This window comes from Haladaptatus caseinilyticus (assembly GCF_026248685.1).
Classification (GTDB): Archaea; Halobacteriota; Halobacteria; order Halobacteriales; family Haladaptataceae; genus Haladaptatus; species Haladaptatus caseinilyticus.
The window spans coordinates 115,617-140,633 of the sequence record NZ_CP111036.1 but is presented as its reverse complement, the minus strand read 5'-3'; the positions used below and the strand labels follow the sequence as shown (position 1 = coordinate 140,633).

Sequence of the window (25,017 nt, the reverse complement as noted above, 5' to 3'; positions counted from 1 at the left end):
TACGCCGTCCAAAACCGTTTTCCTTTCGGTTATTCGAGGTCGTCTACTTGAACTGTCTCTTCGAGAATGAGCGTCGGTCCCTGCTCCATGTCGAGGAACTCGGCGGCGTCCGCCATCACTTTCTCGCCCTGTTCGGAGTCGAACGCCGCTTTCATGTCGGCCGTCGAGTCGAAATACAGTTCGAGAACGCCGTCGTACCCCGCCTTTTCGGGGTCTTTCGAGACGGAGGTGACGTACTTTCGCAGGCCGGGAAGCTCCTTGGCGATGTCCGAGTGTTCGTTGAGCCAGTAGTCTTCGAACTCCTCATGGGTCATTCCGTCCTTACGAACCAGCAGATCGACCATCTTTATCATAGCACCTGAACCCGCGTCCCCCGCCGACTTTGTTGTATCGACTGTGGCGCGACGGTTTCCGTTATGAGGTGGTATTCGATACCCGTTCACGCTCGAAACGGGGCCGGATAGGTGAGCGTTCCGGCAACATCGTCCAGCGTCCCTTCCGTGAGGTCACATACCTGAAAGCTTTCGTCGGGCATATCGAACGGGTTCTCGAATTCAGCATCGACGGCCGACGTGAATCCGAATCGTTCGTAGTAGTCGGGGTCGCCGTGGAGAAAGACGAGTTCGTAGCCTGCCTCTCGTGCTTTTTCCAGACCGACGTGGACGAGTCGGGTTCCGACGCCCATACGTTGATGGTCGGGGTCAACCGCGAGTGGAGCGAGGACGAGCGCCTCCTTTTCGGGGGCTTCGTCCAGTGTGACTTCAGCGAACATGACGTAGCCGACGATATCGCCGGTGAGATGCGCAACGAGCGATGGATTCGAGCAGTAGGCGGGTGATTCGCGGAGTGCGTCGACGAGCTCGGCCTCGTCATTTCGACCGAACGCAGCGGTAACGACATCGCGGACTGCGTCGGTATCCGCGCTATCCTCGACGCTCACGCTGATTTCGGGCATCGTTTCGCTTTGTCACTGGAATTCCAAGTCGGTTTTGGGTCCCCGTCCGCTCGACGCACCTCCGAGGGAACGGACTCTCCGAGAACCCTTCGAAAACGGCGAGGAGGCTGATTCAGCGACCGAGAAGAACGTTCCAGTATCGGGGGATAACGGTCTGTCATCCTGCCCCCGTTGCCTCGACGACCGGAACGAAACCCTCAGCCAGGATAACGGCGACACCGAACTGCTGGACATGTATTTCGTTCACGCGAGTCACTCAGAGGTGGAACGAATCAGTGAGAAAACTACATGCGGCACCGAATCAACGGGCGGGTTTCCGACTTACCCTCGCCCGAACTTCCCCGTAAACTGACGTTGATCGAGCCGAATCCCACCCATCGCATCCAGCAGGGCATCTTTGGTCGCACCCGCCCCGAGCCGTGGTTGTTGTTCGAGCAGATAGAGCGTAAACCGGTACGTGTGTGGTCCATCCCCTATCGGAGGACACGGGCCCATGTAGCCGAGTTCTTCGGCACTGTTTTCGCCCTGCTTCGCTCCGCCAAGGTCGGAGATGACCTCCATCTGTGGAACGTCCTTCGGTATCCGCGTCGTATCCGGCGGAACGTCCCAGATGAGCCAGTGAGTAAACGTCCCGCTTGGCGCATCCGGGTCGTCTACGATGATCGCGAGCGACGTCACGTCGTCCGGTACCGACTCGATTTCGAGCGGTGGCGACGCGTTTTGCCCCTCGCAGGTGAACTCCCTCGGAATCCGGTTCCCGTCCTCGAACGCTGGTGTGCTGAACGTAGCCATCGTTTTCCCCCCTCGTGTTTGCTCCGCCGTTTGCATCCGTCTCCTTCGACTCCCCAACGTGGCGACGCCGGACCCACCCATCGCCCGGAGAAGCGTGCGTCTTCCGAGCATCCCGTGAACGTTCGACGCCAGAGGAAATAGGCTCTGTTGTTCGACTGGGACTTCGTTCATCGAGTATTTCGACTGTGGCTGAAATTGACATACTAAAATCACTTAGTGACACATTTAACCCCGTTCTGCATATACGAAATCGTGTCCACCCTGCAACCCGCAACTGGTGAATTCGTCCCGACCCACCCCCCCATCCGGAGGCCACAATGAAGGGAGCAGGTACGCGACGAGCGTTCATCGGGACGGTTTGCGGTGTCGCTGGCGGTGCAATGGCGGGCTGTCTCGGTGCATCCGTGGAAGGCAACGACTCCGAACGAACGTTTCGAATGATCGGAAGCCCGATTCGGACGCTCGACCCCGTTGCCGCGAACGATGGCGCATCCTATCGCGTCATCACGCAACTGTTCGATGGGTTGCTTCAGTATCCGAAAGGGAATCCGGAGCCGGAGCTTCTCCTCGCCGATGACGTGACCGTTTCCGACGACGAGCGAACGTACACCTTCACGCTGAAAGACGACGTCACGTTCAACGATGGTTCGACGTTGTCCGCGAGCGACGTCGTCTATTCGTTCGAGCGCGTCGCCGTCTCGCCACACTCGACACACGCGTCGTTACTGTTCGACCATCTCGGCGTCGAACACGAGCGGAAGGGCGACGAATATGTCCCCGGAACGCTCGGGGTCGAAGCCATGGACCGAAAGACGGTCGAACTCCGACTCGAGTCGCCATTTTACGCGACGCTCGATGTGCTGGCGCTCCCGTCGCTGGCTATCGTTCCCGAGGGAATCGTCGGCGACGTTCCGGGCTACGATGGGCGGATGCCCCGGAAGGAGTTCGCAACTGAAACGCCAGTCGGGGCAGGTGCGTTTACGTTCGATTACTGGCAGTCCGACGCCGAATACGCGGTGACTGCACGTGACGATTATCACGGTGACGGACCACACGTCGACGGAATACATTGGCACGTGATGAGCAACCCCACGGCAGGGTACACCTACGCTACGAACGAGAATGCGGACGCGTTCTGGGTGCCAAACTCGAAGTTCGACCCGGCGAAAGTGACCATCGAAACGATCGACGAACAGGGTCGGAAAATCGGGACCTATGGACCGTTGCCGGAAAACGGCCGAACCGTTCGCTACGTCCAAGTTCCGCTCGCGACGACGTACTACATCGGGTTCAACACGCAGCGCGTTCCGAAACCCGTCCGGAAAGCGGTCGCGCACGTGATGAATCAGGAACAGGAAGTCGAGGATGTCCGAAAAGACAGGGGCGAATCGGCCGTCCATCTCACGCCGCCGAGCATCTTCCCCGGTGGGGTCGAGTCGGCCATGGAACACGCAACGTCGTATCCGTACGGGCGGGACGAATCGAAACTCGACGAGGCTCGGGCGGTAATGGAACGTGCAGGCTACGGTTCGGACGATCGGGAGCGATTCACCATCACGACCTATCAGTCCTCGTCGTGGTCCCAGACCGCGAAGTTGCTCCAAGACAAGCTTCGGGCGGTGTATATCGACCTCGAAATCGAGCAGGCATCGTTCCCCACGCTGGCCGAACGCGGACGAAACGGTACGCTCGAAGCGTTCTCCTACGGATGGGTGATGGACTATCCGTCACCGGAGACGTTCCTCAAACTGCTCGCCCCGAGAAACACGACCGACTCGTTCCTGTTCTGGGAGGACACCGCGGCGGCGAATCGGGCGAAACGAGCGTGGAATCGGGTTCTCGACCATCGTTCGTCGAGCGAAGCGGATGCAAAAGCGCGCCACGAGGCGTACATCGAAATGGAGGAAGCGAACTGGGAAGACGTGGCACTGATTCCGACGTTCTACCCCGTTGGCGAGGGGTTCTACTACCAATGGGTGAACATCCCGAAGACCGGTGCGGCAGGGTTCGCGAAGCATAAGTACACCGACGTGACTATCGACCGACGGCCGTGAACTGAATCCGGAGGTGGGGCGACCTCGGCGGTAAGCATTCGCTTGACCACAACCGTTTACAGTGTGTGATGCATCAGTTCACTTCGATGGCGGAACTCAACCGGCCCGACAGACGACAGTGCACGCGGTGCGGACGCGAAGACGAGTGGAACGAGTCGAGCCACAACTGGACGATTACGGGCAGTGAAGGGCGACCGTTCTGCCTCCACGAATGGGACATCAACGGACGCCACAACCCCATCGCGGAGTGAGATGCCGACCGCGTATATCACCGCGCCGAATAACGGCGCGAAAAGGCTCGCCGAGCTGTTAGTCGAGGAGCGACTGGCGGCCTGCGTAAACCGATTTCCCTGTACCTCGGTATACCGCTGGGAAGGGGAGGTCGTCCACGACGAGGAAGTCGTCCTGTTAGCGAAGACGACCGAAGCGGCGTGGGAAGCGCTGGTCGCACGAGTCGAAGACGAACATCCATACGACGTCCCCTGTATCGAGCGATTCGACGAATCGGCGATGACGGATCCGTTCGCGACGTGGATTCGCGAGGAGGTGGACGGATGAACGAGGAAAACGACGTTCGACGGGGCACCCGACAGACGGGTCCGTGGGTGTTAGCGCTCGGTGTGTTGGCAGTCGGAACGGTCGCACTGGTTCGGGAACGGCGACGGAACGGAAACGAAGTAACCGAACGTCCGTAAGGTTTCGTCTTACTGCTGCGTCGCGAGTCCAATACCACCGTCCATGTAATCGTGGAAACGAGAGGGTCGCGGCCGCGAACGTCTCACTTTCCCACGAGGTCTCAATCGAAACCGCTTCGGAGTTCTTCCAGTACCGAAATCGTCCCTTCGGAGTACGACTCCTCGACCACCGTCTCGGCGGCTCGTTTCGCCTTCTCGTCGGCGTTCGCAACCGCGTAGCTCTCGCGGACGACACCGAAGGTCGAAACATCGTTTTCCGAATCGCCGATGGCGACGAACTCGGCCGGGTCGCGGTCGAGTAGAGTGGCGACGGCTTTCAATCCCTGTCCCTTGCTCACGCCGGAGGATTTGACGTGGTACGCGAAGCCGGTGTCGACGACTTCCAACCCGTGTTCGCTGGCGAGTTCGGAAAGCGGTCCGAGTGGTTGGTCGCGTTGAACCGCGATTTCCGTCTCACGCCAGCGATTGGTCAGGTCGCTCTCGCCCCACCCGAGTTCGTAGCCATCCGCGACGTACTCCTCGGCGACGTGGAAAGCGGCTTCGCCGTCGCCGTTTCGCGTTATTTCGTCCTCCACGAGGACGATACCGCCGTTTTCGGCGATGACGTATTGTGGTATCTGCAGGAAGTGACAGAGCGCAACTGGGTAGGGAAACGCCTTCCCGGTCGCGACAACGATCGGGGCCTCCCAGTCGGGAAGCAGGTCGAAAAATCGCGGATCGATGGAGTCGTCTGGCCGGGTCATCGTGCCGTCGATGTCGAGGACGAGCGGCGGAACCATGAGGGAACTTCGCTCGTCTAACACTTAGTCCCGCTGCTCCGACTCGACTTCGTCGAACAGGTCGCGGACGTTCACCGGTTTCTCCGCTTCGCTCAGGTCCAACGTCGAACGGCCCATCGTGGCGACGTAGTCGCACGAAACCAGTTCGTTAGTCGTGATCTCTCGGGGCGTTTGACCCCCCACGTCGATTCCGATTTCTGCCACCGCCTCGACGACGATATCGTGGACGTCGTCCGCTGGATGAGTGCCTCCCGTCAGGACTTCGACGTCGGACGACCGTGCGTCGGCTTCGACCCGCGTTCTGCACGCAAACGAACGCGATTCGGTCGGTGTCACGCACCAGCCATCTCCAGCGCTGCCAGCAGTCGTTGCGGTCTATCGTCGGTCCGAGTCATCGTTGGACGGTTTAGAAACCGCTCATGTGATTGTTTCGCTGGCTCGGTGTTCACGCCGGAGTGTGCGAAAAACAGTGGTCGTCGCGCTACAGTCCGAGCGTTGCGACCCACGAACTCTGCGGGAACACGCCGAGGATTGCCAATACGGCGATGAGGAGGGTTCCGAAGACGATCGCGGCAGCGGGCGGGTCGATGTGCGTGTCGGCGTGGGCGTAGAAAACCCGCTGGAACGTTTCCCCGAACAGGGCACTAATCATCCCGAACACGGCACCGACTGCGAGCACGGTAACCATCGACACGGAGGTGATCTCCCCGCCGACCGGGGCCAACGCGAGGGCAGCGGTGCTGGCAGGAAGACTCATGTGGTGTGTAACCGGGATTTTCTCGACGCCGCAGTTCAAGAACACGAGACTGGCCGCGCTGATACCGAAGGCGAGGAACGGGCTTCCGGTCTCGTAGGCGATGTACGCCGCGAGAACGCCGACGACCAGACCGATGGTCGCGACGTTCGCCCATCTGTACTGGTGTGGAAGCCACGGTTCGACGATGAATCGGCCACGTGCGGTACCGCCGTCGGTGGCTGCGTCGCCGATGACGCGCCGCTCCTCCGACTCGAACGGTTTCATGTTCAGCAGTCCACGATTCGCGCCGCCGATGAGGTCGTAGCCGAAGACCAATCGGTGGAGGAGTGCCGAAAGGACGACACCCATCGCGATGGGGTCGTACGGCATGGCGAAAGCGACTGACAGTTCGGTCAACCAGTAGCCGAGAATACCGAACAAGCCGCCGACCGCGAGCACGTCCGGTTTGGTCCCCTGTGCGAACGCGATGTTTTTCGCCTCGTGGAAGTCGAAGCCGGTTTCCATGTACCCTCGTTTCGCGGCGTACGCGGCGGCGGCCGCACCGCCAGCGAAACTGATCGCGGGAGAAAACACCGGGCCGAAAGCGATCGACCCTGTGATGCCGACGGCATCGAGTTGGTTCGCGGAAACGCCACCGGCCTCGGCGACCGCCTCACCTGCGAGGTTCGCGGCTTCGCCCGCGATGACCATGAAGCCGGTGAAGATGAACGCTGGGAGCGCCCCGATGGCGGCACCGAAGGCGCCACCGGCGAACGCCGCGATGAGCATCTCGACGGCGAACAGAGTGGAGAACAGTGACGATACGTCCACCATCTCAGTCGCTCCCTTTCTGTGCCCAATCGAGCGACCGTTCGACTGCGTCCTGCCAGCGGCCGTACTTTTCGTCGGCCTCGGCGTCGTTCAGTTCCATCGCCGTTTCGAACTCGCGGTCGACCTGCCAGTTGTTTCGGAGTTCGTCCACGGTTTCCCAATAGCCAACCGCGAGCCCGGCGGCGTATGCCGACCCGAGCGCGGTTGTCTCGTCCACGACCGGGCGAACGATATCCGTGCCGAGGATGTCGGCTTGGAGCTGACAGAGGAAGTTGTTCTTCACCGCACCGCCGTCCACGCGCAGGGATTCGACCTCGATGCCGCTGTCGGCCTCCATCGCCTCCGCAACGTCACGCGTTTGGAAGGCGATGCTTTCGAGCGTGGCTCGCACGACGTGCTCCTTTCGGGTTCCGCGGGTCATTCCCACGAGCGTCCCGCGAGCGCGCTGATTCCAGTGGGGTGCACCTAATCCGGTGAACGCTGGCACCATGAAAACCCCATCGGTCGAATCGACGCTTCGGGCGAGGTTCTCCGTCTCGATGGCATCGTCGATGAGGTCCATATCCACGAGCCATTCGATCGCCGCGCCCGTAACGAAGATGGAGCCTTCGAGGGCGTACTGAACCGGCTCTCCGGACCGCTGGAAACCGACCGTCGTCAGGAGGCCGTGCTCGCTCTCGACCGCTTCCTCACCCGTGTTGAGCAGGAAGAAACTTCCCGTCCCGTACGTGTTCTTCGCGTCGCCCGCGTCGAAGCAGGTCTGTCCGAACAGGGCAGCTTGCTGGTCGCCGAGCGCGCCTGCGACGGGGATTTCCGCTCCGAGGAAGCTTTCGGCGTCGGTCGAACCGTACGTTTCGTGGTCGCTGGACGGGCGAACCTCGGGGAGCATCTCTCTCGGAACACGAAACTCGGTGCAAAGGTCGTCATCCCACTCCATCTCGTGGATGTCGAACAGCATCGTCCGCGAGGCGTTCGTCACGTCCGTGATGTGCTCCCCGGTCAGGTTGAAAATCAGCCACGAGTCGATGGTTCCGAACAGGACTTCGCCGGTTTCGGCTCGATCCCGCAGGTCTGCAGGGCGAGCGCGCTGTGTCTTGATGGGTTCGGCGTTGTCCAGCAACCACTCCGCCTTCGTTGCCGAGAAGTACGCGTCCGGTTCGAGACCCGTTTTCGCACGGACGTCGTCGGTTCGTCCGTCGTCTTCCAGCCGTTCGATTCGGTCGGTCGTCCGCCGGTCCTGCCAGACGATGGCGTTGTGGACCGGTTTTCCGGTGTCGGCATCCCACAACAGCGTCGTCTCACGCTGGTTGGTGACACCGATAGCGGCGAGTTGGCTGGCCTCGATTCCCGCTTCGGCGAGCGCGGATCGGATAACCGATTTCGTGTTTTCCCAGATTTCGGTCGGGTCGTGTTCGACCCATCCCGGCTCAGGATATATCTGTTCGTGCTTTTCGTACGCGTTCGCCACAACTGTCCCGCCGTGGTCGAATACCATGAACCGGGTGCCAGTCGTCCCTTGATCGATGGAACCGACGTAGGTTTCGTTCTGTTTCATTCGGATAGCCTCCTGGTGCTGATACTGAATGGCCGGTCCATCCAGATTGGCCCACCATTTTTACTGGTTTTGGGCCACTACCTGTAAACATCAAACACTTTCGTTATAAAATTTCCTCTCCGACGAGTGGGGCATCACACTGCCAATTACCGGTAGTAGATGTCGGGGAGGTCTACTCGCCGACCCAACATTCGCTATGATATTGAATAGTTTCCAACCCCGAACCTATGTTCTTTACTCGTGTCCACGTCGTTTTCAACCATCGTCGTAGTTCATCGCGGAGATACTAGGTTCTGCAAGAATCCACTCATTCCTCGTGGAGCGCCCGAAATGCGAACGTCGGAAATCGTGGTTCGAGCTTGCTGGGGTGCCGACCGCTCCGTTCCGAGTTGGTGGCCGCGACACGTTCGAGGATACCCGCTTCAGCGAGTTCGTAGAGGTACCGAGTTACGGTTCCCGTCGAAAGGTTCGTATCGTCGGCGATCGCCGTCGCGCTGGTTTCGACCGAGCTACGTTCACCGCCGTCGAGTTCGAGCAGTTTGGCGAGCACGCAGCGACGGTTTTTCGGCAACGAAAGTACGATACCGAGCGGGACACCGTCCCGCGGTACCGCCTCCATCGCCGTCTTCAAGTACTGGTCGTGAATCCGGTTCGAATCCGATTGTACCGCCACCGTAACAGCGCCGAACAACGCCGCGAGGGCGTCGTGAGCGTCACCTTCGGCCCACTCCGCGAGGGTTTTTACTTGCGTGTGCTCGAGGACGCCCTGTTGCAGACCCTGTGACGCACGTTCGGTGATGATATCCGCGAGTTCGTGCGTACTGTAGGCGGCAATACCGAGCGTTCGGTCGGCGGTAGCGGGTTCACGCCCCACCGTCAGGACGGACAGTGATTCGCTCATTTCGTCGAACAGTTCGAGTACCTCCCCGCTCGCGAGCGTTTCGTTCTCGTCCACGTGGTCGACGGCGACGACCACGTCCGGATCGGAGTGTGTCACGGTGGCTGCGAGTTTCTGCCGCAGGACGCCGGTTCCGACGCCACGTTCCGGAACGTGTTCGTCAGTCAACGCATCGAGGATGGAACGGTACAGGCGGAACACGGTGCTTGACCGACGGGCATCGATGTAGACGAAATGGAAATTCCCCTCGTTGCCGCCCCGCGTCGTCGTCTGTATCGTCCCGTGCATCGGCGAGAGTCGGTCGGAAAGGTGGCTGAACAACGCGGAAACGAGCGCGGATTTTCCCGCTCCAGGGGGGCCGTGGAGATGAATATTCGGCGGGAGTCGGTCGTCGAATAGGGGGTCGAGCGCATCGAGTAGTTGTTCGAGGGTCGACCCACGGCCGACCGGATTCGAAACGTGGATAACCGGACTGAGTGCGCTCCACTCGACGACGAGGGTGGAGACTGGTGTCGTCACCCGGCGGCGCTCGATGCGCGCTCCAATGTCCATTATCGCCGTCTAATTGGTCGCGTGTAGATAACAGTTGTCTCTCCGTCGTAGAAATCGGTCGCGTACGGATGGGTTCGAAATCGACATCGGTCGGTTCGAACGGGCGATTCCGAATGAGGGCCATATTTTATCTATACTACCCCCACCGTCGGTAAACTCAAGTGGACTCCAACCAACTATCGAAACATGGCAATCGACGCCGAAGTGCTCGTCGTGGGGGGTGGCTCGACGGGCACGGGAATCGCCCGGGACCTCGCGATGCGAGGAGTCGACGTAACACTGGTGGAGAAGGGAAACCTCACCCACGGCACGACGGGCCGGATGCATGGGCTTCTCCATAGCGGAGGCCGGTACGCCGTTTCCGACCAAGCCAGTGCGACGGAATGTATCGAGGAAAACCGCATCCTACGGGATATCGCCAGTCACTGCGTCGAAATGACGGGTGGCCAGTTCGTGCAGTTGGAGGGGGATGACGATGACTACTTCGAAGAAAAGCTCCGGGGCTGTCGCGAGTGTGGCATCCCCGCGGAAGTCCTCACTGCAAAGGAAGCCCGCGAACAGGAGCCCTATCTGACCGAGGACGTAAAACGTGCCATCGCGGTACCGGACGGGGCTATCGACCCGTTTCGACTATGCGTGGCCAACGCGGCCGACGCGGAGATCCACGGTGCCCGAATCGAGACGCACGCGGAGGTGACCGACGTGCTCGTGGACGGAACTGACGTCGTCGGCGTCGAAGTACGCCACGAGAGCGGACCGGGGAAGCGAAACCACGCGAAATCCGGGACGACGGAGAAAATCCGGGCGGAGTACGTAGTCAACGCATCCGGCGCGTGGGCCGGACAACTCGGCGAAATGGCGGGTGTGGATATCGAAGTTCGCCCTTCGAAGGGTGTCATGGTCGTGATGAACTGCAGGCAGGTGGACACGGTCGTCAACCACTGCCGACCGAAAGGTGATGCGGATATCATCGTCCCACACGAGACGACGGCGATCCTCGGGACGACCGACGAGGAGGTGGACGACCCGGAAAACTACCCCGAAGAGGAATGGGAAGTGGACATGATGATAGACGAGTTGTCGAAACTCGTCCCCATCCTGCGGGACTCACGAACGATTCGGTCGTTCTGGGGCGTCCGTCCATTGTACGAACCGCCGGGAACCGGAACGACCGACCCGACAGATATCACGCGTGACTTTTTCCTCTTGGACCACGAGGAACGCGACGACCTGACCGGGTTGACCAGCATCGTCGGTGGAAAGTTCACGACGTATCGGGCGATGGCCGAACAGATTTCGGATCACGTCTGTGAGCAACTCGGCGTCCGTGGTCGATGCAGGACCGCCGACGAACCGCTCCCCGGAAGCGATGATTTCACCGTCCTCCGCGATTACATGGACGATTTCGGTATTCGATCGCCGATCGGTCGGCGGAGCGTCCAACGACTCGGCAGTCGGGCCGACGAGGTGCTCATGACCGATGGTCCGAATCCCGTCCTCTGCGAGTGCGAGGCCGTCACCCGCGCCGAAATCGGGGACGCAATCGACCAGTCCGGAACCGACCTGAACGCGGTTCGTATCCGAACCCGCGCCTCGATGGGCAACTGTCAGGGCGGCATCTGCTGTCACCGAATGGCGAACGAACTCCACCCGAAGCACGACGAACCGACGGTTCGGGACGCTTTGGACGAACTGTTTCAAGAACGCTGGAAAGGCGAGCGTCACGCTCTCTGGGGCGAGCAGCTCTCACAAGCCGCATTGAACTACGCGCTTCACGCGACGACGATGAACCGGGATGCGCCGGACGAGGATGCTATCGATTTCGCGGCGTTCGATGGAGGACAGCATGGCGATTGAGGACGACGTCGTCGTCGTCGGCGGTGGACTGGCGGGGATGGCGACCGCCCTATCGGCGGCACAGGATGGGTCACGGGTCAGACTGCTCTCGCACAAGGAGAGCACACTCCGGTTTGCGAGTGGCCTCATCGACGTATTGGGCTACGTCGGGAGCGAGATCGTCTCGAATCCGTTCGAGACGATCTCGCAGTTACCGGACGAACATCCCTATCGGCGAGTGGGCGAGGACGGCATCCGCGATGGCCTCGCCCTCATCGATTCCGTCACTGACTACGCGGGCGGTCACACCGACCGCAACGCCCTCGTCCCCACCTTCGGCGGGACGGTAAAACCGACCGCACGCTACCCGAAACACACCGCACCTGGATTGGCCAGTGACGAGCGAGACGCTTTGCTCGTCGGGTTCGAGACGGTCGTCGATTTCGACGCGCCACTGGCCGCCGAACATCTCGCGGAAACGGTCCCGTTCGACGTTCGCGGCATCACACTCCAATTTCTGGGCGATTTCCGAACCGACGCTCGGGTTACGCGTCTCGCACATGCACTCGACGAAAACGAACGCATCGAAGTGGGCGGGCGGGGGAGCGTGTCGGAATCCGTTCCGGCCCGAATCGCCCTCGCGGAGCGGGTGAAACCCCACCTCGGGGATGCGGAGCGTGTCGGTTTCCCCGCGATACTGGGTGAGGAACATCCCGACGAGGTTCGAGCGACCATCGGACGCAAGTTGGGCGTCGAGGTGTTCGAAATACCGATGGGGACACCGAGTCTTCCGGGGATGCGACTCGAAGCGGAGTTCGAAACTGCCCTTCGAGAGGCAGGCGTCCGAACCACGACCGGAAATCCGGTCGTTGATTTCGAAGGGACGGACGAGATTTCAGCGGTCATCGTAGAGCGAAACAGTGCGCGGATTCCGTTCCACGGCGAGCAGTTCGTATTGGCAACGGGCGGTTTGGTCGGCAAAGGTATCGATTCGGACCGTAGTGGCGTCCGCGAACCCGTCTTCGACTGTCACGTTCCCGCGCCAGAAAACCGATACGACTGGTTCGAGGACGGGGCCTTCGACGATCATCGGTTTGCTCGATTCGGCGTCAGGGTAGACGACGAACTGCGTCCACTCGATTCTGCGGGCAGTCCGGAGTTCCATAACCTCCGTGCTGTTGGCGGCGTTCTCGGTGGCTATGATTTCGCGGCCGAGAAGTCAGGAAGCGGTATCTCGCTGGCGACCGGCGTCGTCGCGGGACGAAACGCAAGCGACGAGGTGAATCTATGAGCGAAAAGGAAGTAGAACGACGAGACCCAACCGAACTGCAAGACGTATTCACTGGCGAATCGATGGACCTCAGACCCGGCTCTGACGACTGTTACAAATGTTCTACCTGCGATACGGAGTGTCCGGTCGCCGAGGTGGACGACGATTTCCCCGGACCGAAGTTCCAAGGCCCGGAGCAATGGCGACTGAAGCGCAAGGACGACCACGACATCGACGATTCGGTGATGTCCTGCTCGAACTGTATGCGCTGTGACAACGTTTGCCCTTCGGAGGTACCGTTGTCACAGATGCACAACACCGCCCGCGGTGAGTACGTCGAGTCGCAAATGTCGAAGTTATCGCGGGAGTACATCCGAAACCGAATCCTGTCCAACTACGGCAGACTCGCCCCGCTCGCGGCGCGATTTCCTCGACTCACGAACTTCGTGATGGGGCTGTCGGTGACGAAGTTCGTCAACGAGAAGGTGATGGGAATCACGGGAGAACGCGAGTTCCCCGAATTTGCGACGGAGACGTTTACGGACTGGTGGACGAAGAGGGGTGGAGCGAACGTCCAAAACGAGGAAAAACGCGTCGCCTACTTCCACGGCGACTACTCGAATTACAACACGCCGGAAGTAGCAAAAGCCATGGTTCGTGTGTTCGAGTCGTTCGGTTACGAAATCGTCGTCCCCGAACAGCGATGTTCCGGCACGCCGATGTTCGCCAACGGGATGATGGACGACGCGCGCCGCGCCGCGAAGTTCAACATCGAAACCTTCGCCGCGCTCGTCGAACAGGGCTACGACGTGATCTGTTCATGTACGTCCTGTTCGATGGCGCTCCGACAGGAGTACCCCGAACTCTACTCGTTCGATGGGACTGCGAAAGTCGCCGCAAACACGTTCGAAGCGCTGGAATATCTTCGGATTCACGAGGATTTGGAGGGCGAACTCGCGGACTCCTCCGTCCCGGAATCGGAGTTCGGGGAGTTGGCCTATCACGCTCCCTGCCACGCCAGAAACCAGGGACTCGACGGACAGGCCGTCGAACTGCTCTCCGCACTCGACGGTACCGACCCGGTGGACGTGGGCGATTCCTGTTCCGGCATCAGCGGAACCTACGGCTGGAAGTCCGAGAAGTACGACACTTCGATGAAGATCGGCGAAGAGATGTTCGAACACATGGAGGACGTCGAAAACGAAACAGGGATGACCGAATGTCCGACCTGCGCGATGCAGATGAACCACGGAACGGGGTACGAGATTCGACACCCGTTAGAGGTGTTGGACTCGGCGCTCGTGGACGCCTGAAAAGCCTCCCGAACGTTCCCCCGTTCTCGAATCAAATAGGGAGACCTCCATACCCATACACATCAATACACAGGAAGATTTTAGCCGGATCGGTTACTGTATGCTCCCGTGTTCGATACCCTTCACCACGAACTGGCACTGTTCGAACGGGCGCTCGGAATTCTCACCCTCGTCCGCGAGGACAACCCGATAGGCATTCGACGCCTGTCACGTGAATCCGGTCACGAACATCACGAAACCCGTGCAGCGCTTCGGCTCCTCGAGGACGAGGGATTCATCGAAGCGACCCCGGACGGTGCAGTCCCGACGAACCGAGCGGGAACGTTTCTCGCGAGATTGGACGACTCACTCTCCGAGATTGCAGTGCGCATCGAAGCACTCTCCCGCCACACCCCCGCGGAGTCGACTGATTGCGAACGGTCAGCCAGCCCCGAACTCACTCGCGCGAAACGCTGACGTTCCGCATCTCGCCACCACATTCCGGACACTCTCCAGGGTGCTGCAGTGCACTCACCCGGTTGCCACAGCTTTCACATTCGTAGGTTGCAGTCATCTCAGAGGAGTTACGCCGGGAACCCAGTTAACTCTGATTCTCAGTTGAACAGTGGTCCTCGCTGAAACGTCGGGTCGGTGCGATCTAAATCGCGTCAGTAATCGAGGTCGTCGGTGTAACGGTCGAGAAGGAGCACCGCACCGCCGCCGACGATTGCCGCGAGGACTGCACTGCCGAGTACCGTTGGCGTCCACGCGAACGCATCTGCCCGGAATATTTCCTCGACTGGGAACCGAAGTGCGCCGACCATCAGACTAACGAGGAACGTGAGCGTCGCCGCCCGGTAGTGGTCGAGCGCCCACGAAACGATTTTCGAGATCGTCAAAACGCCGACACCAGCGCCGAGTACGAACGTAATAACGACCGTCCCGGAGGCGATGAGGGCGTCAAAACTGCCGCCCTCAAGCAGAGCCACGACGGCATCTTTGAACCCATGCAGGTTGCGCGAAAGGTACTCGTACTGTCCGAGGAGATAGAGGATGAGCGCTCCGGAGATACCCGGAAGCACCATCGCGCTGATGGCAATCATGCCGGTGAAAAAAACGAGCGGCAGTGGTGGCGACCCGCCACCTTGCTCGACTGCACCGGCCACGAAGAACGCGAGAGCGAATCCCGCGATGGCAGCACCGACCTGTCCCGGCGTCTCGACCGAAACCTCGTCGTAGAGGACGATAGCCGATGCCGCGATGAGGCCGAAGAAAAACGCAAAGAGGAGCACGGGAACCCGTTCGCTCGCGGCCGTCACTAATCCCGTTACGGTCATGATCGCGGTTGCGATCCCCGCACCGAGCGCGAGCAGAAACGGCAGATCCATTTCCGCGAGCATCTCCCGAACTTTCGCACGTTCTTCCGGTTTGTGGACTTGGAGGGCACTCGTCACGATTCTGGGATCGAACGACGCGACTGCCGAGATGAGTCGCTCGTAAATCCCCGTGATGAGGGCGATCGTTCCGCCTGAGACGCCGGGGACCGCGTCGGCGGCACCCATACAGACGCCCTTTAGGTAAATGGTCAACAGGGAACGCATCGCTCCCGAGTTTCCGGGCCAGCCAAAAAACGATTCCCATCCGTCTTCAACACCGGCGCGTTCTCGCTCGTCTCCCGTCACTGTTCCTCGCTACGTGGGGCGTGAATATGAGGATAGGGGAGGAGTTTAAAAGAGGACGGAAACGAAGGCGGTTCAGTCGCGGCGTGCGACGACCAACGTTGCGGCGTATGCACCGACGAGGCCGACTCGGGTCAAGGGCGATGCAGGGCTGGGAAGCGAATTCGACTCGTTACCCGTCGAGTTGTTACCGACCGACCCGTTTCCGGCGGACGAGTTGCCGTTCGTTCCGTTGCCGGGCATCGTTGGGCCTGCGGAGTCGTTTCCGGTGGAGTTGTTCGCGCCTTCGACCGGAATCGTCTGCTGCTGGTCAACCGAGACCGTGACGGGGTTATCGTTCTCGCCGAGCACTTGTCCTTCCGAGACCTGTGCCGTTCCGTTGGTGAACTGGAACCCATCGCCACCGGCCTTCGTCGGCGTTCGGAACTCGTACGGACCGGTTGCGCGGACGCTGACGTTCGTGTACCCCTTCTCTGTTCCCCATTCATCGTAGCCCGTCGTGGAGTACGGCACGGTCATCGTGAACTCACCATTGCCGTCCGTCTTGGCTTTCTGCGTGTAAGTGAACGTGCTTCCCGTGTCCGCTTTCATCTGCACGGAGGCCGTGATGGTAGTGTTAGCCGGGCCCGTCCCCTTCACCGTCGCACCGGGGACTCGTTCGAACGCCTTCACCCACGATGGCGAAGTACGGAAGTAATCCTGCCCCGTAGCTCCCGCCTGTTGGAGCAGCCCCAGTCGCTGACGGAGGATCTGAACGTGCGACGGGTCTTGTGTCGCCTGTGATTGACTCTCTTTCACGACGCGGTAGTGTTCGAGCGCCGGAACGCGCTCGCTCGGATACGGTCCGATTCCGCCGATCTGTGACGTCGGATCGTTTTTGACGTACTCTCTGGCCTCCTGCATCGTATCGAACTTTTTCACGACGGTCGCGTTCGGCGGTGCCGTCTTGTACGATAGCGTCTGACCGTTCTGTCGATAGGATTGAGAATTCCAGTCGAGAACGATGGGTTTCGGCTCGACCGCGCTCCCGTGATACTGGTACAGTCGAACCATCATGCTCTCGTAGTACGGCTGTTTGTGTTGTACGATATACTGGTTCTGTCCGAGCACGATGTAGTCGGTGAACGTCGATTGTGAGACGTTTTTGTTGAACACCGTCGGCGCGAAGAACTTCGCGTTACCCGATCGTCCACGGGTTTCGACCATCTTCCAATCGACCATGACGTAGCGCGTCTGCTCGCTCTTATCGCCGAGGGTGTTCAGGATTTGATTTGCCTCGGACTCGTTCTGGGCGAGCAGGTAGTTCGCGGCCGTGATCGCGCCCTCCTGGAACGGATTGGCGTTCGGGATCCGCTCACCTTCGACCGTAATCCAGTGACCGTAGTCCCACCACGACATGACGCCGTAGCTTCCCTTTGGATAGTCGTAATCACCGTCATCTTCGGTGTAGGTGCCGTAATACTTCATCGAGTTTCCGGCACCGCCGTAGTTGCCTTCCTGCGGCGTGTTCGTCTGCATCCAGTTCAGAGTGCCATCCCACTGCGTCACGTCGCCGGGAGCAGTGCTGTTACCCATCTGGGTCGCGGTTGCCGTCCGCGTATTACCCACCTGGACGGGCATGACCAGTCCCGGGATAACGAGCATGATGACGAAAACGACTGCCAGCACCTGGTAGATTTCGACGTTCTGAATCGCTTCACGCGACGAACTGTCGAATCCGACGAAGCCGAGAACCCAGCCGAGGAGGTAGGCGTTCAGCACCGCGACCGGAACGGCGAGGTAGTAGTTAAATCGAACCTGTGTGAACGCGGCGGCCGTGATGAAGGCCGCCCAAACCAGCACGAGAAGCTTTTCGGCTTGGTGCTCGTCGGCCGAAACGGAACGCCAAACCATCACCAGCGCGCCGATGATGGCGGTGAAGAAGGTCAGGCCGTACTGTGGGATGACCGCAGACGCGAGCGACTGTCCACTCTGCAAGAACGGTTGTGCTTCACCGATGGTCCGCTGGGCCGCGCCCGCGTTGAACCCGACAAACCTGACGAGGTTGGTTTGAATGAGGCCGAACAACCTCGGAAGCGCGACGTAGACGACGAGCGTACCCACGGCGAGAATCCCAAAGATTGCAACGGGATAGAGCGCCGTCGAGAGGTCACGGTCGTCCCACTCACGGGCCAGCCACGTCATGAACCCTGCGCCGACGGAAATGGCGAAGGCCATGAACGGTTGGAGCAGGGAGAACTTCGTCGCGCTGAACGAAACGGTTCCGAGCGGAACGAACAAGAGGAGTCCCGTCACGCCCATGCTGACCGACGCGACGAACGCGAGGTGGTCCGGGCTGATACCACGAACGTAGTCCGCGGTCAGTTTCAGCAGGAAGAATACGCCGAAAATACCGATGAGGAGGACGCCCGGAGGCCACGTCCAAAGGTAGAGAGCGGTCGCGATACCCGCGAGAACGCTATATCCTAGCGGCCGGCGAACCGAGTCGAAATCACGGTCAGCCAGCAGTTCGAAAACCGGACGTTCCCGTTCGGCGACGGAGACCGCAACCATCATCGCCAGCACGGCGAGCGTCTGGAAGAACGGCTCGACGATGTTGTGGTCGGAGAACCCGACCAAGCCACGACGGAGGAACTCGCCCGGAATCAGTACCAGCACGAGAACTCCGAATAGCCCGCCGAGACGGCCGCCAAGTCGCTTTCCGACGAAGTAGGTCGGGATGGCGACGAGCGTTCCGAACACTGCTGGAGCAACCAATAGCGTCAGTGCGACCGTTTTCTGCGATGGGTCGCCGAGGCCGACGATCAGCGCGGCAGTAGCGACGAGTTGGTCATAGAGCGTGCCGAACTGACCGACACTCGTTCCGAAGGGATAGAACGTCCACGGATCGAACGGCATCGTCGCGGGCCAGTTGTTGACTGTATACTGTACTTGACGGAGGTGGTACCACGCGTCGTTTCCGGAGAAAAATACCTCTCCGTTGACGATGAATCTGTCGTAGGATTGCAGCCGTACCCACAACATGAATCCCAACAGAAGTGCGAGTGCAGGGACATGATACCAGTCTTCTATCTGATCGAGGACGGAATCGGCGATATTGGAGGATTCCTCGACCTGTTCTGTACCTTGGCTCATCGAGTGAAAGGTCTGTCAAAGTGGGGATAAGCCTTATGATAGCGCAACGAGTCGATCTATATCACCAGTCCAATATTTGATGTGGCACAAACCGTTCGATTTGGGAGCCACGAAGAACGCTTCCGATTGTTTGTCGTAATCGCGAGCTGACGAGAAGGAGTGTCAATATATAGATAGCTGCGCCGATAGCGAGCAACGTGAAGAGGTCAGGCCACGACCGAACGGGAACTATTCGATGAGCCAATGAAACGATGAGAAACATGATCACTCCGGCGCTGAACTGTTCCAGAAGTGTCCGGGGGAGGAATCTAACGCCGGGGATGCGCCCTCGAACTACCGTCAAAAGCGATAGATAGCGTGCGCCTTCGGCAATTAACGTGGCAACAGCGACCCCGACTGCTCCAATCTGTAGTACCAATACTACACCTAGAACGATGTTGATCGCGAGCGTGCCAGCCGAAATACGCATCGTAGTCTCCGGACTATTCAACCCGTTTATAGTCTGTGTGAGGGGTGCATTCTGGGATTTAAGCAAGCGGTAGGCAGCGATAAAGATCAGTAACGCTCCTGCCGGTGCATACCTCGGTCCATAAAACGTAACGACTAGAGATTGTGACAGGGCAAGTGCCCCGAAAAATATTGGAATAGCGAGTATGCTCGTAAACGACAAGGCATTATACACATCCGCCGAAACGTCCTGGTTCTTACTTCGACGGTTGCTCACACGTGCCATCAACCCGCTGGCGGCGGCGTTGCCGACGAATATCGCGGGAAGCGTTAGTTTCGCAGCAACCTCGTAATATCCCGCGGCGGTCGGCGTCAGCAGTAGACCGAGTAACAATACGTCGAACCGGTCGTAGATAGTGCCGAAGAAACTCGATGGAACGCTATATTTGGCATATCGCCAAAGACTTCGCAGAACGGATATCGTGGGAAGAGCCGGCGGTGTGTGAAGATAATAGAATATCGCAGGAAGGGATAACACGGTTGCACCAGCCAATCCATAAACTAGTCCTGCTGTACCGAAACCGGCGAGAACTAACCAAATCTGAAATGGCAGCGTGAGATAGGAGCGAAGCGTATCGAGCCAAGTGGCAACACCGATTTGACCACGTGCCTGTAGCAACTTTTCGAAGGGTTCGTACAGCGGTTCGGACGCTAAGAGGAGCAGAAATAATAGCGGTGCGGTCGTCAGTTTCGTATATTCTCTCAACCAACCAGAGAGGAAAAACGAGATTGCGGCGACGAAAACGAGCCAAACTATAATGAATACGATTTGTGCGCCCACGATAGACTCATCCCGAACATCGTGCTCCGAAAATCGCTTTTTTGCGGCGATTGCCCATCCATGGATCGGTCTGTCCGCTATTTTCACTAACCCCAGAAGCAGGTAAAACCCGCCTAACAACGTGGGATCGAGCAATCGGGCAAATAGGATGGTCCCCACGAACCCACTCGCCGCCATTGCGAACTTGGCAACTGTTGCGTTTACCGTTTCACCGCCAAAGCTGACTTCGGATGCGTCTGTCGACATGTTGAATATATTGTCAGTTTTAGGCGTATCCCAAATCTTCCAACTGTTGTTTCACCGAATCCGAAAGGTCGACGTCGTCTCGTGTCTCTATCACGGCAAGTTGTGTTATGAGGTCTTTGAGTCGATCGCGTGGGTCCCCTTCTACTCCACTCCCGTGTTCTTCGAACCCATCGAACGTTTGATGTCCGTAATACCCATCCTTTGCGAAACCACGCAGTTCGGTTTTGAGATAGTCGATGTCCTCGTATCCATTATTTTTCAAAGCATAGTAATGACGATCAGAAAGGCCGTGATACTCGGTAAGAACCTCCCTTGCTTCGATTGGCTTTCGGAGGTCACGACCACGGCTATCGGCATCGATTTTTGCTACTTCTAGAACTGTCCTGTGGACGTCTAGAATGCTGACCGTCTCATCACTGGAGGTCGTATCGTTCTCCCCCTTGTACACGCACAGAGGGACATGAGTCAGCTCGGGATAGATCCCGTACATGTGTTCCCAGGCGTCGTGTTCCCCCAGCAGTTCTCCGTGGTCGCTTAGCGTGATAATAACTGAGAACTCTTTTTTCAACTCCTCAAATATCCTTCTGTACATATTGGACAGATATCTGACCTCGTCGTCGTACGCTTGGCGTATTCGGTCCGGGTCGTCTGTGGGTTCATCCATTGTCGCATTCAAACCACTGATATTCGGCGGTGTCACGGTTTGATACTCCTCTGGAGCGGAGTACGGGGAGTGCGCTTCCATTAGATTCAAAAATAGGAATTCCTGTTCGCCGAACTCGGTAGCTTGGACGAACGATAGTGCTTCACGCGCACCGTCGTCGACGCTTTTGCTACCGTATCCCATATCACGGAGCTTAAGAATGACTCCCCGCCGCAACGACGGTACTGTACTGCAGTCGCCGCTAATGCATTTCCAGAGCGCGAGCGGAAACCGTTGTGGACCCATTCGTTCGGTCTTTGCAATGAATTTGTCCCAATCGAACAGATTTCGGTCTATTGCCTGAAGTCGCCAACTCCCTTCAAACTGGCTGAACCCGCGATGGAACTCGAACTGTCGTGAGATATTTGGGTTTCCGCTGAACGCTCGTGTGGTATATCCTGTGTTACGAAGGCGTTCCGCAAGAACAGAATCATCGCAATTAAGCATTTCTGCATGCCTATAGACACCAGCCTCGCTCGCATATTTGCCGGTAAATAGCGACCCATGTGCCGGTACTGTCCAGTGGCTGGTACTCCATGCATTCTCGAAACGTTTCCCCGGCAGCCATTCGAAATGTTTATCGAATGCGTCCTTTCGGAGCGTATCCAGAACGACTACTGCTATATTTGTCATTATTTCAATCCTCCGTCTCTAGCGCTGTCGACGTAATCCCAAATTCCGCGCCTCCAGAGCCAGTCATTCAGTTTGCCGATAATTGTATCTGGAACAAGGATTTTTTTATATCGAATTGGATACTCTGCTCTGAGTTTCCGTTCGAGATCTTCGTCGATATTTGCGCGGGGATGGTCCGGATGGCTCATCCGGACTGCGGCACAAAACTGACTGCGACCATCTGTGTCCCGCTCCATTCGCCAACCGAATTCGGTGTCATCTCGCCATCCAGCATATTCGCTTCGAAATCCTCCAATCATGAGCGCCGTCTCACGGTCAAACGAAAGGTTACATCCTACATATTTTCGCGTTCCCGTATAAGTTCGTCCTCCTTGTACTGCCCCTTCCAAACAGACGAGATCCGAATTCCTCTCAAATTCCGTCCAGATGTTCGTTAACCACTCTGGACCCGGTCGACAGTCGTCATCAGTGAGTGCTACCACGTCACCGGAAGCAACCTTGATACCGGCGTTTCGTGCTTCACAGATATCGAGGTTCGCATCGTTTACCACGATGACTTCGAATGAATTCATCGTTTGTGTTTCGAGACACTCGATGACATCCGTGTGACTATTCGACGGAATTGTCGGTATAACGACAGAAATTATCGGCTTATCGGACGAAATGGGTTTTTCAATCGTCATTCATCCTCGGGAACATATCCGGCGACGTTTTGAAGTCCTTCTTGAAACGCATCATGTCGGTATTTTTCAGCATACTTCTGAATCACATCGCAGTCATACTTGCCCGAATCGAATTTCCGGACTTCATCTCGAATCGATTCAACCGCCGGTTCAAACAACTCGCCAGTCACACCTTCCTCGACCTGATACTTCGTAAAACCCTCATTTACGCCAAGGAGCGGCTTTCCAGCCATCAATGCCTCCGCACCTACGAGTCCGAAGTCTTCCTGCACTGGTGCGTAAATCACACCTGTCGAACGAGCAACGAGCGACTCGATATCCTCTACGAATCCCAGTATCTCGATGTTATCGTGATCACGTGCGATGCGTTCGACTTTCTCCCTATCTGCACCATCCCCGGCGATGATAAGGCGTTCATCCAATTCGGTGAACGCCTCCGCAAGGAGCGGCATCCTTTTTTCCGGAGCGAGTCGTGACCACGTCACAAAATAGCCCTCGTCGCCTTCGTTGCGCCAATCACCGGTGACGGGGGGATAGACGACTTCCGCGTCGCGATGATAGTATCGTCGAATTCGGTCGCGGATGAGTTCGCTATTTGCGACAAATGTGTCCACGTAGTCGTTCGCTTCCTTGTCCAGTGCGCGCCACCACTTCGCGTAGGCTTTCAACACGAAACGAACACCAGGATAGTCGAACGATTCCATTCGATCACGATAAAGGTCGTACAACCACCGAGGCGGACTATGTGGATAGTGAATAATCGTCTGATCGACTGTCGGAATATAATGCTTGGACAACGGAGCACTCCCCAGAATTACATCGTATTCAGTGAGTTCTGGATGTGCGTCGGTCATATCCATCGCCACGGAGAGTGTCTCTAGTGGGTTCGACCCTTCGTTTTTCCACGCCAGGATATGTTTCGACAACCCTCGTGCGTACTTCCCTTGTTTGATCGGAACAACACGTACATCATCCGGAATCTCTGTTCCAGGATAGACGTACATCGTGTAAATCGGCGCATCAAGCGTCCGGGCCGCCTCGATGGCGAACTTCTCGCCGCCGCCGATTTGCGGAAATCGATCGTGCAGGATAGCGACCGAGGGTGAATCATCCGACATTCCTTATGACCTTTCAGTCCTCTTTGAATACATAAGCTTTCTCACTCACTTCACTCAAAGTATCGGGTGAAATGACACAGTTATTCAGTATCGTGTTTACTCAAAAGCTTCCCGCAGTTCTTCATCGATCTCCCATGTCCCATCACCGTCTCCGCGCAACAACTCCAGGCTGGCTCGGAACAACGAGACTTGCGCGTCGAAAATAGCGTACAACGGTTGCAGCGAACCCAACCGATCACTCCCGCCCAGTCGAACGAACAGCCCGAGCCCTGCAGGAACGACGAGCCCGAACGGCCCGGCCGCAACCAGCGCAGCGCCCGTCAACAGCCCGATCGACAGCGCCACCAGCCACGGCGAGACGATCATGAACCACCAGTTGAACGGAAGTACGAGCCCACCGTACTTTCCATACCGGCCGAGTGCATCCCGATGTTGCACCAACAGTCGAATCAACCCCATTCCACGCCGGTCTTTCTGCAATCTGCGCTTCGTGAAATCGGAGTGGGATGCCTCGCTGTACCGGATGTTCGGGTCGAAGACGACACGCTTTCCGTTGCGACGTATCTTCAGTGCGAGTTCGGTATCGTCCGCGAGCGAGTTCGGGTCGAGAGGAACGATGGCGTCGTTTTCGAACGCCGAGAACGGACCGTGGAAGATGAGCGTCGAATCGAGGTGGGATTCGAGCGTCTGGATATGGGCCTGTATGCCGCGGTACCCTTCCTCGACTTCGCTCCCGCCGAGCACTTCGGCGTTCTGCCCGGTCACTGCAGCGACGTCCGGGTCTGCGAGGTTCGTCGCCGCAACGTGGAGCGCGTCGTTCGCCACGAACGAGTCGCAGTCGGTTTTGACCACCATCTCGTTTGCTGCCGCGGCGTAGGCGTCGTTGAGCGCAGGAGCGAGGCCGCGGCGCTCCTCCTCTTCGATGAGATTCAACGACGGGTGTTCGTGGTCGGCGAGATAGTCACGAATCAGGTAGGGGGTCTCGTCGTCGCTCGAATCGACGACGACGAGTTCGATCGCTTCCATCGGGTAGTCCAGTTCGAGAAGGTCGTCCAGTTTTTTCTCGATGATGTCCGCTTCGTTGTACGTCGGAAGCACGATACTCACGCTCGGTTTATCGTCCCGTTTCCGTGCGGGTGACCCCGACGGGCGTATCAACCCGTACAATGCGAGAAACACGAAATACGGAACTGCGGCGACCGCGATAACGACCGCGGACGCTTTCGCAAGCCGGTTCATATCGGTGGTTGGGCGGTTCGTTTTAAACATCTATGGATTGTCCGGTTC

General features: G+C 58.3%; 24 protein-coding genes. 8 read left to right on the top strand and 16 right to left on the bottom strand.

Features of this window, described 5'->3' with window-relative positions; all coding sequences use genetic code 11:
* Nucleotides 1-29: 29 nt before the first annotated feature.
* From OOF89_RS00825 to OOF89_RS00815, 3 genes are all read right to left on the bottom strand, one after another.
* Nucleotides 30-353, bottom strand: coding sequence for an EthD family reductase (locus tag OOF89_RS00825; RefSeq protein ID WP_266077670.1), 324 nt, complete (start codon nucleotides 351-353; stop codon nucleotides 30-32).
* Nucleotides 354-439: 86 nt separating this feature from the next.
* Nucleotides 440-955: a GNAT family N-acetyltransferase gene (locus OOF89_RS00820; protein WP_266077668.1), complete on the bottom strand. Its 516-nt coding sequence runs from the start codon at nucleotides 953-955 to the stop codon at nucleotides 440-442.
* Nucleotides 956-1,276: 321 nt separating this feature from the next.
* Nucleotides 1,277-1,918, bottom strand: coding sequence for a YbhB/YbcL family Raf kinase inhibitor-like protein (locus OOF89_RS00815; RefSeq protein WP_266077666.1), 642 nt, complete (start codon nucleotides 1,916-1,918; stop codon nucleotides 1,277-1,279).
* Between the two features lie 146 nt (nucleotides 1,919-2,064).
* Between OOF89_RS00815 and OOF89_RS00810 the strand changes: the two genes are divergently transcribed.
* The 4 genes from OOF89_RS00810 to OOF89_RS00795 all read left to right on the top strand — a co-directional run bounded on the left by OOF89_RS00810 (nucleotide 2,065) and on the right by OOF89_RS00795 (nucleotide 4,496).
* Nucleotides 2,065-3,801, top strand: coding sequence for an ABC transporter substrate-binding protein (locus tag OOF89_RS00810; RefSeq protein WP_266077664.1), 1,737 nt, complete (start codon nucleotides 2,065-2,067; stop codon nucleotides 3,799-3,801).
* 86 nt (nucleotides 3,802-3,887) lie between these two features.
* Complete coding sequence (locus OOF89_RS00805) at nucleotides 3,888-4,052, top strand: HEWD family protein (protein ID WP_266077662.1); 165 nt, start codon at nucleotides 3,888-3,890, stop codon at nucleotides 4,050-4,052.
* A gap of 1 nt (nucleotide 4,053) precedes the next feature.
* Nucleotides 4,054-4,359 (top strand): divalent-cation tolerance protein CutA, encoded by a 306-nt coding sequence (cutA, locus tag OOF89_RS00800; protein ID WP_266077660.1) that lies wholly within the window; start codon nucleotides 4,054-4,056, stop codon nucleotides 4,357-4,359.
* Nucleotides 4,356-4,496 carry a hypothetical protein gene (locus OOF89_RS00795; RefSeq protein ID WP_266077658.1) on the top strand — a complete coding sequence of 47 codons (141 nt, stop codon included), beginning with the start codon at nucleotides 4,356-4,358 and terminating at the stop codon, nucleotides 4,494-4,496. The genes cutA and OOF89_RS00795 overlap by 4 nt, the downstream gene beginning before the upstream one ends.
* Nucleotides 4,497-4,597: 101 nt before the next feature.
* Here the strand turns inward: OOF89_RS00795 and OOF89_RS00790 are convergent, their stop codons facing one another.
* The 5 genes from OOF89_RS00790 to OOF89_RS00770 form a co-directional block, all read right to left on the bottom strand.
* Nucleotides 4,598-5,275, bottom strand: a complete 678-nt coding sequence (locus OOF89_RS00790) for an HAD hydrolase family protein (RefSeq protein WP_266077656.1) — start codon at nucleotides 5,273-5,275, stop codon at nucleotides 4,598-4,600.
* A 24-nt stretch (nucleotides 5,276-5,299) separates the two neighbouring features.
* Complete coding sequence (locus OOF89_RS00785) at nucleotides 5,300-5,611, bottom strand: arsenate reductase/protein-tyrosine-phosphatase family protein (protein ID WP_266077654.1); 312 nt, start codon at nucleotides 5,609-5,611, stop codon at nucleotides 5,300-5,302.
* A gap of 145 nt (nucleotides 5,612-5,756) precedes the next feature.
* Entirely contained in the window at nucleotides 5,757-6,845 is a 1,089-nt protein-coding gene (locus tag OOF89_RS00780; RefSeq protein ID WP_266077652.1) for a hypothetical protein, read from the bottom strand.
* Nucleotide 6,846: 1 nt separating this feature from the next.
* On the bottom strand, nucleotides 6,847-8,397 hold the full coding sequence (glpK, locus tag OOF89_RS00775) for a glycerol kinase GlpK (RefSeq protein ID WP_266077650.1): 1,551 nt from the start codon (nucleotides 8,395-8,397) through the stop codon (nucleotides 6,847-6,849).
* 307 nt (nucleotides 8,398-8,704) lie between these two features.
* Complete coding sequence (locus OOF89_RS00770) at nucleotides 8,705-9,847, bottom strand: Cdc6/Cdc18 family protein (RefSeq protein WP_266077648.1); 1,143 nt, start codon at nucleotides 9,845-9,847, stop codon at nucleotides 8,705-8,707.
* A gap of 186 nt (nucleotides 9,848-10,033) precedes the next feature.
* On the opposite strand from OOF89_RS00770, the gene glpA reads away from it, so the two are divergent.
* From glpA to OOF89_RS00750, 4 genes are all read left to right on the top strand, one after another.
* Entirely contained in the window at nucleotides 10,034-11,704 is a 1,671-nt protein-coding gene (gene glpA / locus OOF89_RS00765) for an anaerobic glycerol-3-phosphate dehydrogenase subunit GlpA (RefSeq protein WP_266077646.1), read from the top strand.
* Complete coding sequence (gene glpB, locus OOF89_RS00760; protein ID WP_266077645.1) at nucleotides 11,694-12,974, top strand: glycerol-3-phosphate dehydrogenase subunit GlpB; 1,281 nt, start codon at nucleotides 11,694-11,696, stop codon at nucleotides 12,972-12,974. Before glpA ends, glpB begins: the two co-directional genes overlap by 11 nt.
* Entirely contained in the window at nucleotides 12,971-14,266 is a 1,296-nt protein-coding gene (locus OOF89_RS00755) for an anaerobic glycerol-3-phosphate dehydrogenase subunit C (protein ID WP_407661574.1), read from the top strand. The genes glpB and OOF89_RS00755 overlap by 4 nt, the downstream gene beginning before the upstream one ends.
* Nucleotides 14,267-14,374: 108 nt before the next feature.
* A complete protein-coding gene (locus OOF89_RS00750) occupies nucleotides 14,375-14,722 on the top strand; it encodes a hypothetical protein (RefSeq protein ID WP_266077644.1) in 348 nt (115 codons plus the stop codon).
* On the opposite strand, the gene OOF89_RS00745 is transcribed toward OOF89_RS00750, so the two are convergent.
* From OOF89_RS00745 to OOF89_RS00710, 8 genes are all read right to left on the bottom strand, one after another.
* Nucleotides 14,703-14,819: a rubrerythrin-like domain-containing protein gene (locus OOF89_RS00745; RefSeq protein ID WP_266077642.1), complete on the bottom strand. Its 117-nt coding sequence runs from the start codon at nucleotides 14,817-14,819 to the stop codon at nucleotides 14,703-14,705. The two genes, OOF89_RS00750 and OOF89_RS00745, sit on opposite strands and share 20 nt — an antisense overlap.
* A 94-nt stretch (nucleotides 14,820-14,913) precedes the next feature.
* Entirely contained in the window at nucleotides 14,914-15,846 is a 933-nt protein-coding gene (locus OOF89_RS00740; protein ID WP_266079818.1) for a DUF368 domain-containing protein, read from the bottom strand.
* A 153-nt stretch (nucleotides 15,847-15,999) separates the two neighbouring features.
* Entirely contained in the window at nucleotides 16,000-19,059 is a 3,060-nt protein-coding gene (locus tag OOF89_RS00735) for an oligosaccharyl transferase, archaeosortase A system-associated (protein ID WP_266077640.1), read from the bottom strand.
* A gap of 61 nt (nucleotides 19,060-19,120) precedes the next feature.
* Nucleotides 19,121-20,593 carry an oligosaccharide flippase family protein gene (locus tag OOF89_RS00730; RefSeq protein ID WP_266077638.1) on the bottom strand — a complete coding sequence of 491 codons (1,473 nt, stop codon included), beginning with the start codon at nucleotides 20,591-20,593 and terminating at the stop codon, nucleotides 19,121-19,123.
* 19 nt (nucleotides 20,594-20,612) lie between these two features.
* Nucleotides 20,613-21,929, bottom strand: coding sequence for a sulfatase-like hydrolase/transferase (locus OOF89_RS00725; RefSeq protein WP_266077636.1), 1,317 nt, complete (start codon nucleotides 21,927-21,929; stop codon nucleotides 20,613-20,615).
* Nucleotides 21,929-22,501 (bottom strand): glycosyltransferase family 2 protein, encoded by a 573-nt coding sequence (locus OOF89_RS00720; protein WP_266077635.1) that lies wholly within the window; start codon nucleotides 22,499-22,501, stop codon nucleotides 21,929-21,931. Before OOF89_RS00720 ends, OOF89_RS00725 begins: the two co-directional genes overlap by 1 nt.
* Before the next feature lie 107 nt (nucleotides 22,502-22,608).
* Nucleotides 22,609-23,730: a glycosyltransferase gene (locus tag OOF89_RS00715; protein ID WP_266077634.1), complete on the bottom strand. Its 1,122-nt coding sequence runs from the start codon at nucleotides 23,728-23,730 to the stop codon at nucleotides 22,609-22,611.
* A 96-nt stretch (nucleotides 23,731-23,826) separates the two neighbouring features.
* The gene (locus OOF89_RS00710) at nucleotides 23,827-24,969 is read right to left on the bottom strand and encodes a glycosyltransferase (RefSeq protein WP_266077633.1); all 1,143 of its coding nucleotides are present in this window, start codon (nucleotides 24,967-24,969) and stop codon (nucleotides 23,827-23,829) included.
* Between the last annotated feature and the right edge of the window lie 48 nt (nucleotides 24,970-25,017).

Coding starts and splice junctions, on each gene's coding strand:
- OOF89_RS00825 (WP_266077670.1), bottom strand. CDS start 353: ATGATAAAGATGGTCGATCTGCTGGTTCGTAAGGACGGAATGACCCAT.
- OOF89_RS00820 (WP_266077668.1), bottom strand. CDS start 955: ATGCCCGAAATCAGCGTGAGCGTCGAGGATAGCGCGGATACCGACGCA.
- OOF89_RS00815 (WP_266077666.1), bottom strand. CDS start 1,918: ATGAACGAAGTCCCAGTCGAACAACAGAGCCTATTTCCTCTGGCGTCG.
- OOF89_RS00810 (WP_266077664.1), top strand. CDS start 2,065: ATGAAGGGAGCAGGTACGCGACGAGCGTTCATCGGGACGGTTTGCGGT.
- OOF89_RS00805 (WP_266077662.1), top strand. CDS start 3,888: ATGGCGGAACTCAACCGGCCCGACAGACGACAGTGCACGCGGTGCGGA.
- cutA (WP_266077660.1), top strand. CDS start 4,054: ATGCCGACCGCGTATATCACCGCGCCGAATAACGGCGCGAAAAGGCTC.
- OOF89_RS00795 (WP_266077658.1), top strand. CDS start 4,356: ATGAACGAGGAAAACGACGTTCGACGGGGCACCCGACAGACGGGTCCG.
- OOF89_RS00790 (WP_266077656.1), bottom strand. CDS start 5,275: ATGGTTCCGCCGCTCGTCCTCGACATCGACGGCACGATGACCCGGCCA.
- OOF89_RS00780 (WP_266077652.1), bottom strand. CDS start 6,845: ATGGTGGACGTATCGTCACTGTTCTCCACTCTGTTCGCCGTCGAGATG.
- glpK (WP_266077650.1), bottom strand. CDS start 8,397: ATGAAACAGAACGAAACCTACGTCGGTTCCATCGATCAAGGGACGACT.
- OOF89_RS00770 (WP_266077648.1), bottom strand. CDS start 9,847: ATGGACATTGGAGCGCGCATCGAGCGCCGCCGGGTGACGACACCAGTC.
- glpA (WP_266077646.1), top strand. CDS start 10,034: ATGGCAATCGACGCCGAAGTGCTCGTCGTGGGGGGTGGCTCGACGGGC.
- glpB (WP_266077645.1), top strand. CDS start 11,694: ATGGCGATTGAGGACGACGTCGTCGTCGTCGGCGGTGGACTGGCGGGG.
- OOF89_RS00755 (WP_407661574.1), top strand. CDS start 12,971: ATGAGCGAAAAGGAAGTAGAACGACGAGACCCAACCGAACTGCAAGAC.
- OOF89_RS00745 (WP_266077642.1), bottom strand. CDS start 14,819: ATGACTGCAACCTACGAATGTGAAAGCTGTGGCAACCGGGTGAGTGCA.
- OOF89_RS00740 (WP_266079818.1), bottom strand. CDS start 15,846: ATGCGTTCCCTGTTGACCATTTACCTAAAGGGCGTCTGTATGGGTGCC.
- OOF89_RS00735 (WP_266077640.1), bottom strand. CDS start 19,059: ATGAGCCAAGGTACAGAACAGGTCGAGGAATCCTCCAATATCGCCGAT.
- OOF89_RS00730 (WP_266077638.1), bottom strand. CDS start 20,593: ATGTCGACAGACGCATCCGAAGTCAGCTTTGGCGGTGAAACGGTAAAC.
- OOF89_RS00725 (WP_266077636.1), bottom strand. CDS start 21,929: ATGACAAATATAGCAGTAGTCGTTCTGGATACGCTCCGAAAGGACGCA.
- OOF89_RS00720 (WP_266077635.1), bottom strand. CDS start 22,501: ATGAATTCATTCGAAGTCATCGTGGTAAACGATGCGAACCTCGATATC.
- OOF89_RS00715 (WP_266077634.1), bottom strand. CDS start 23,730: ATGTCGGATGATTCACCCTCGGTCGCTATCCTGCACGATCGATTTCCG.
- OOF89_RS00710 (WP_266077633.1), bottom strand. CDS start 24,969: ATGAACCGGCTTGCGAAAGCGTCCGCGGTCGTTATCGCGGTCGCCGCA.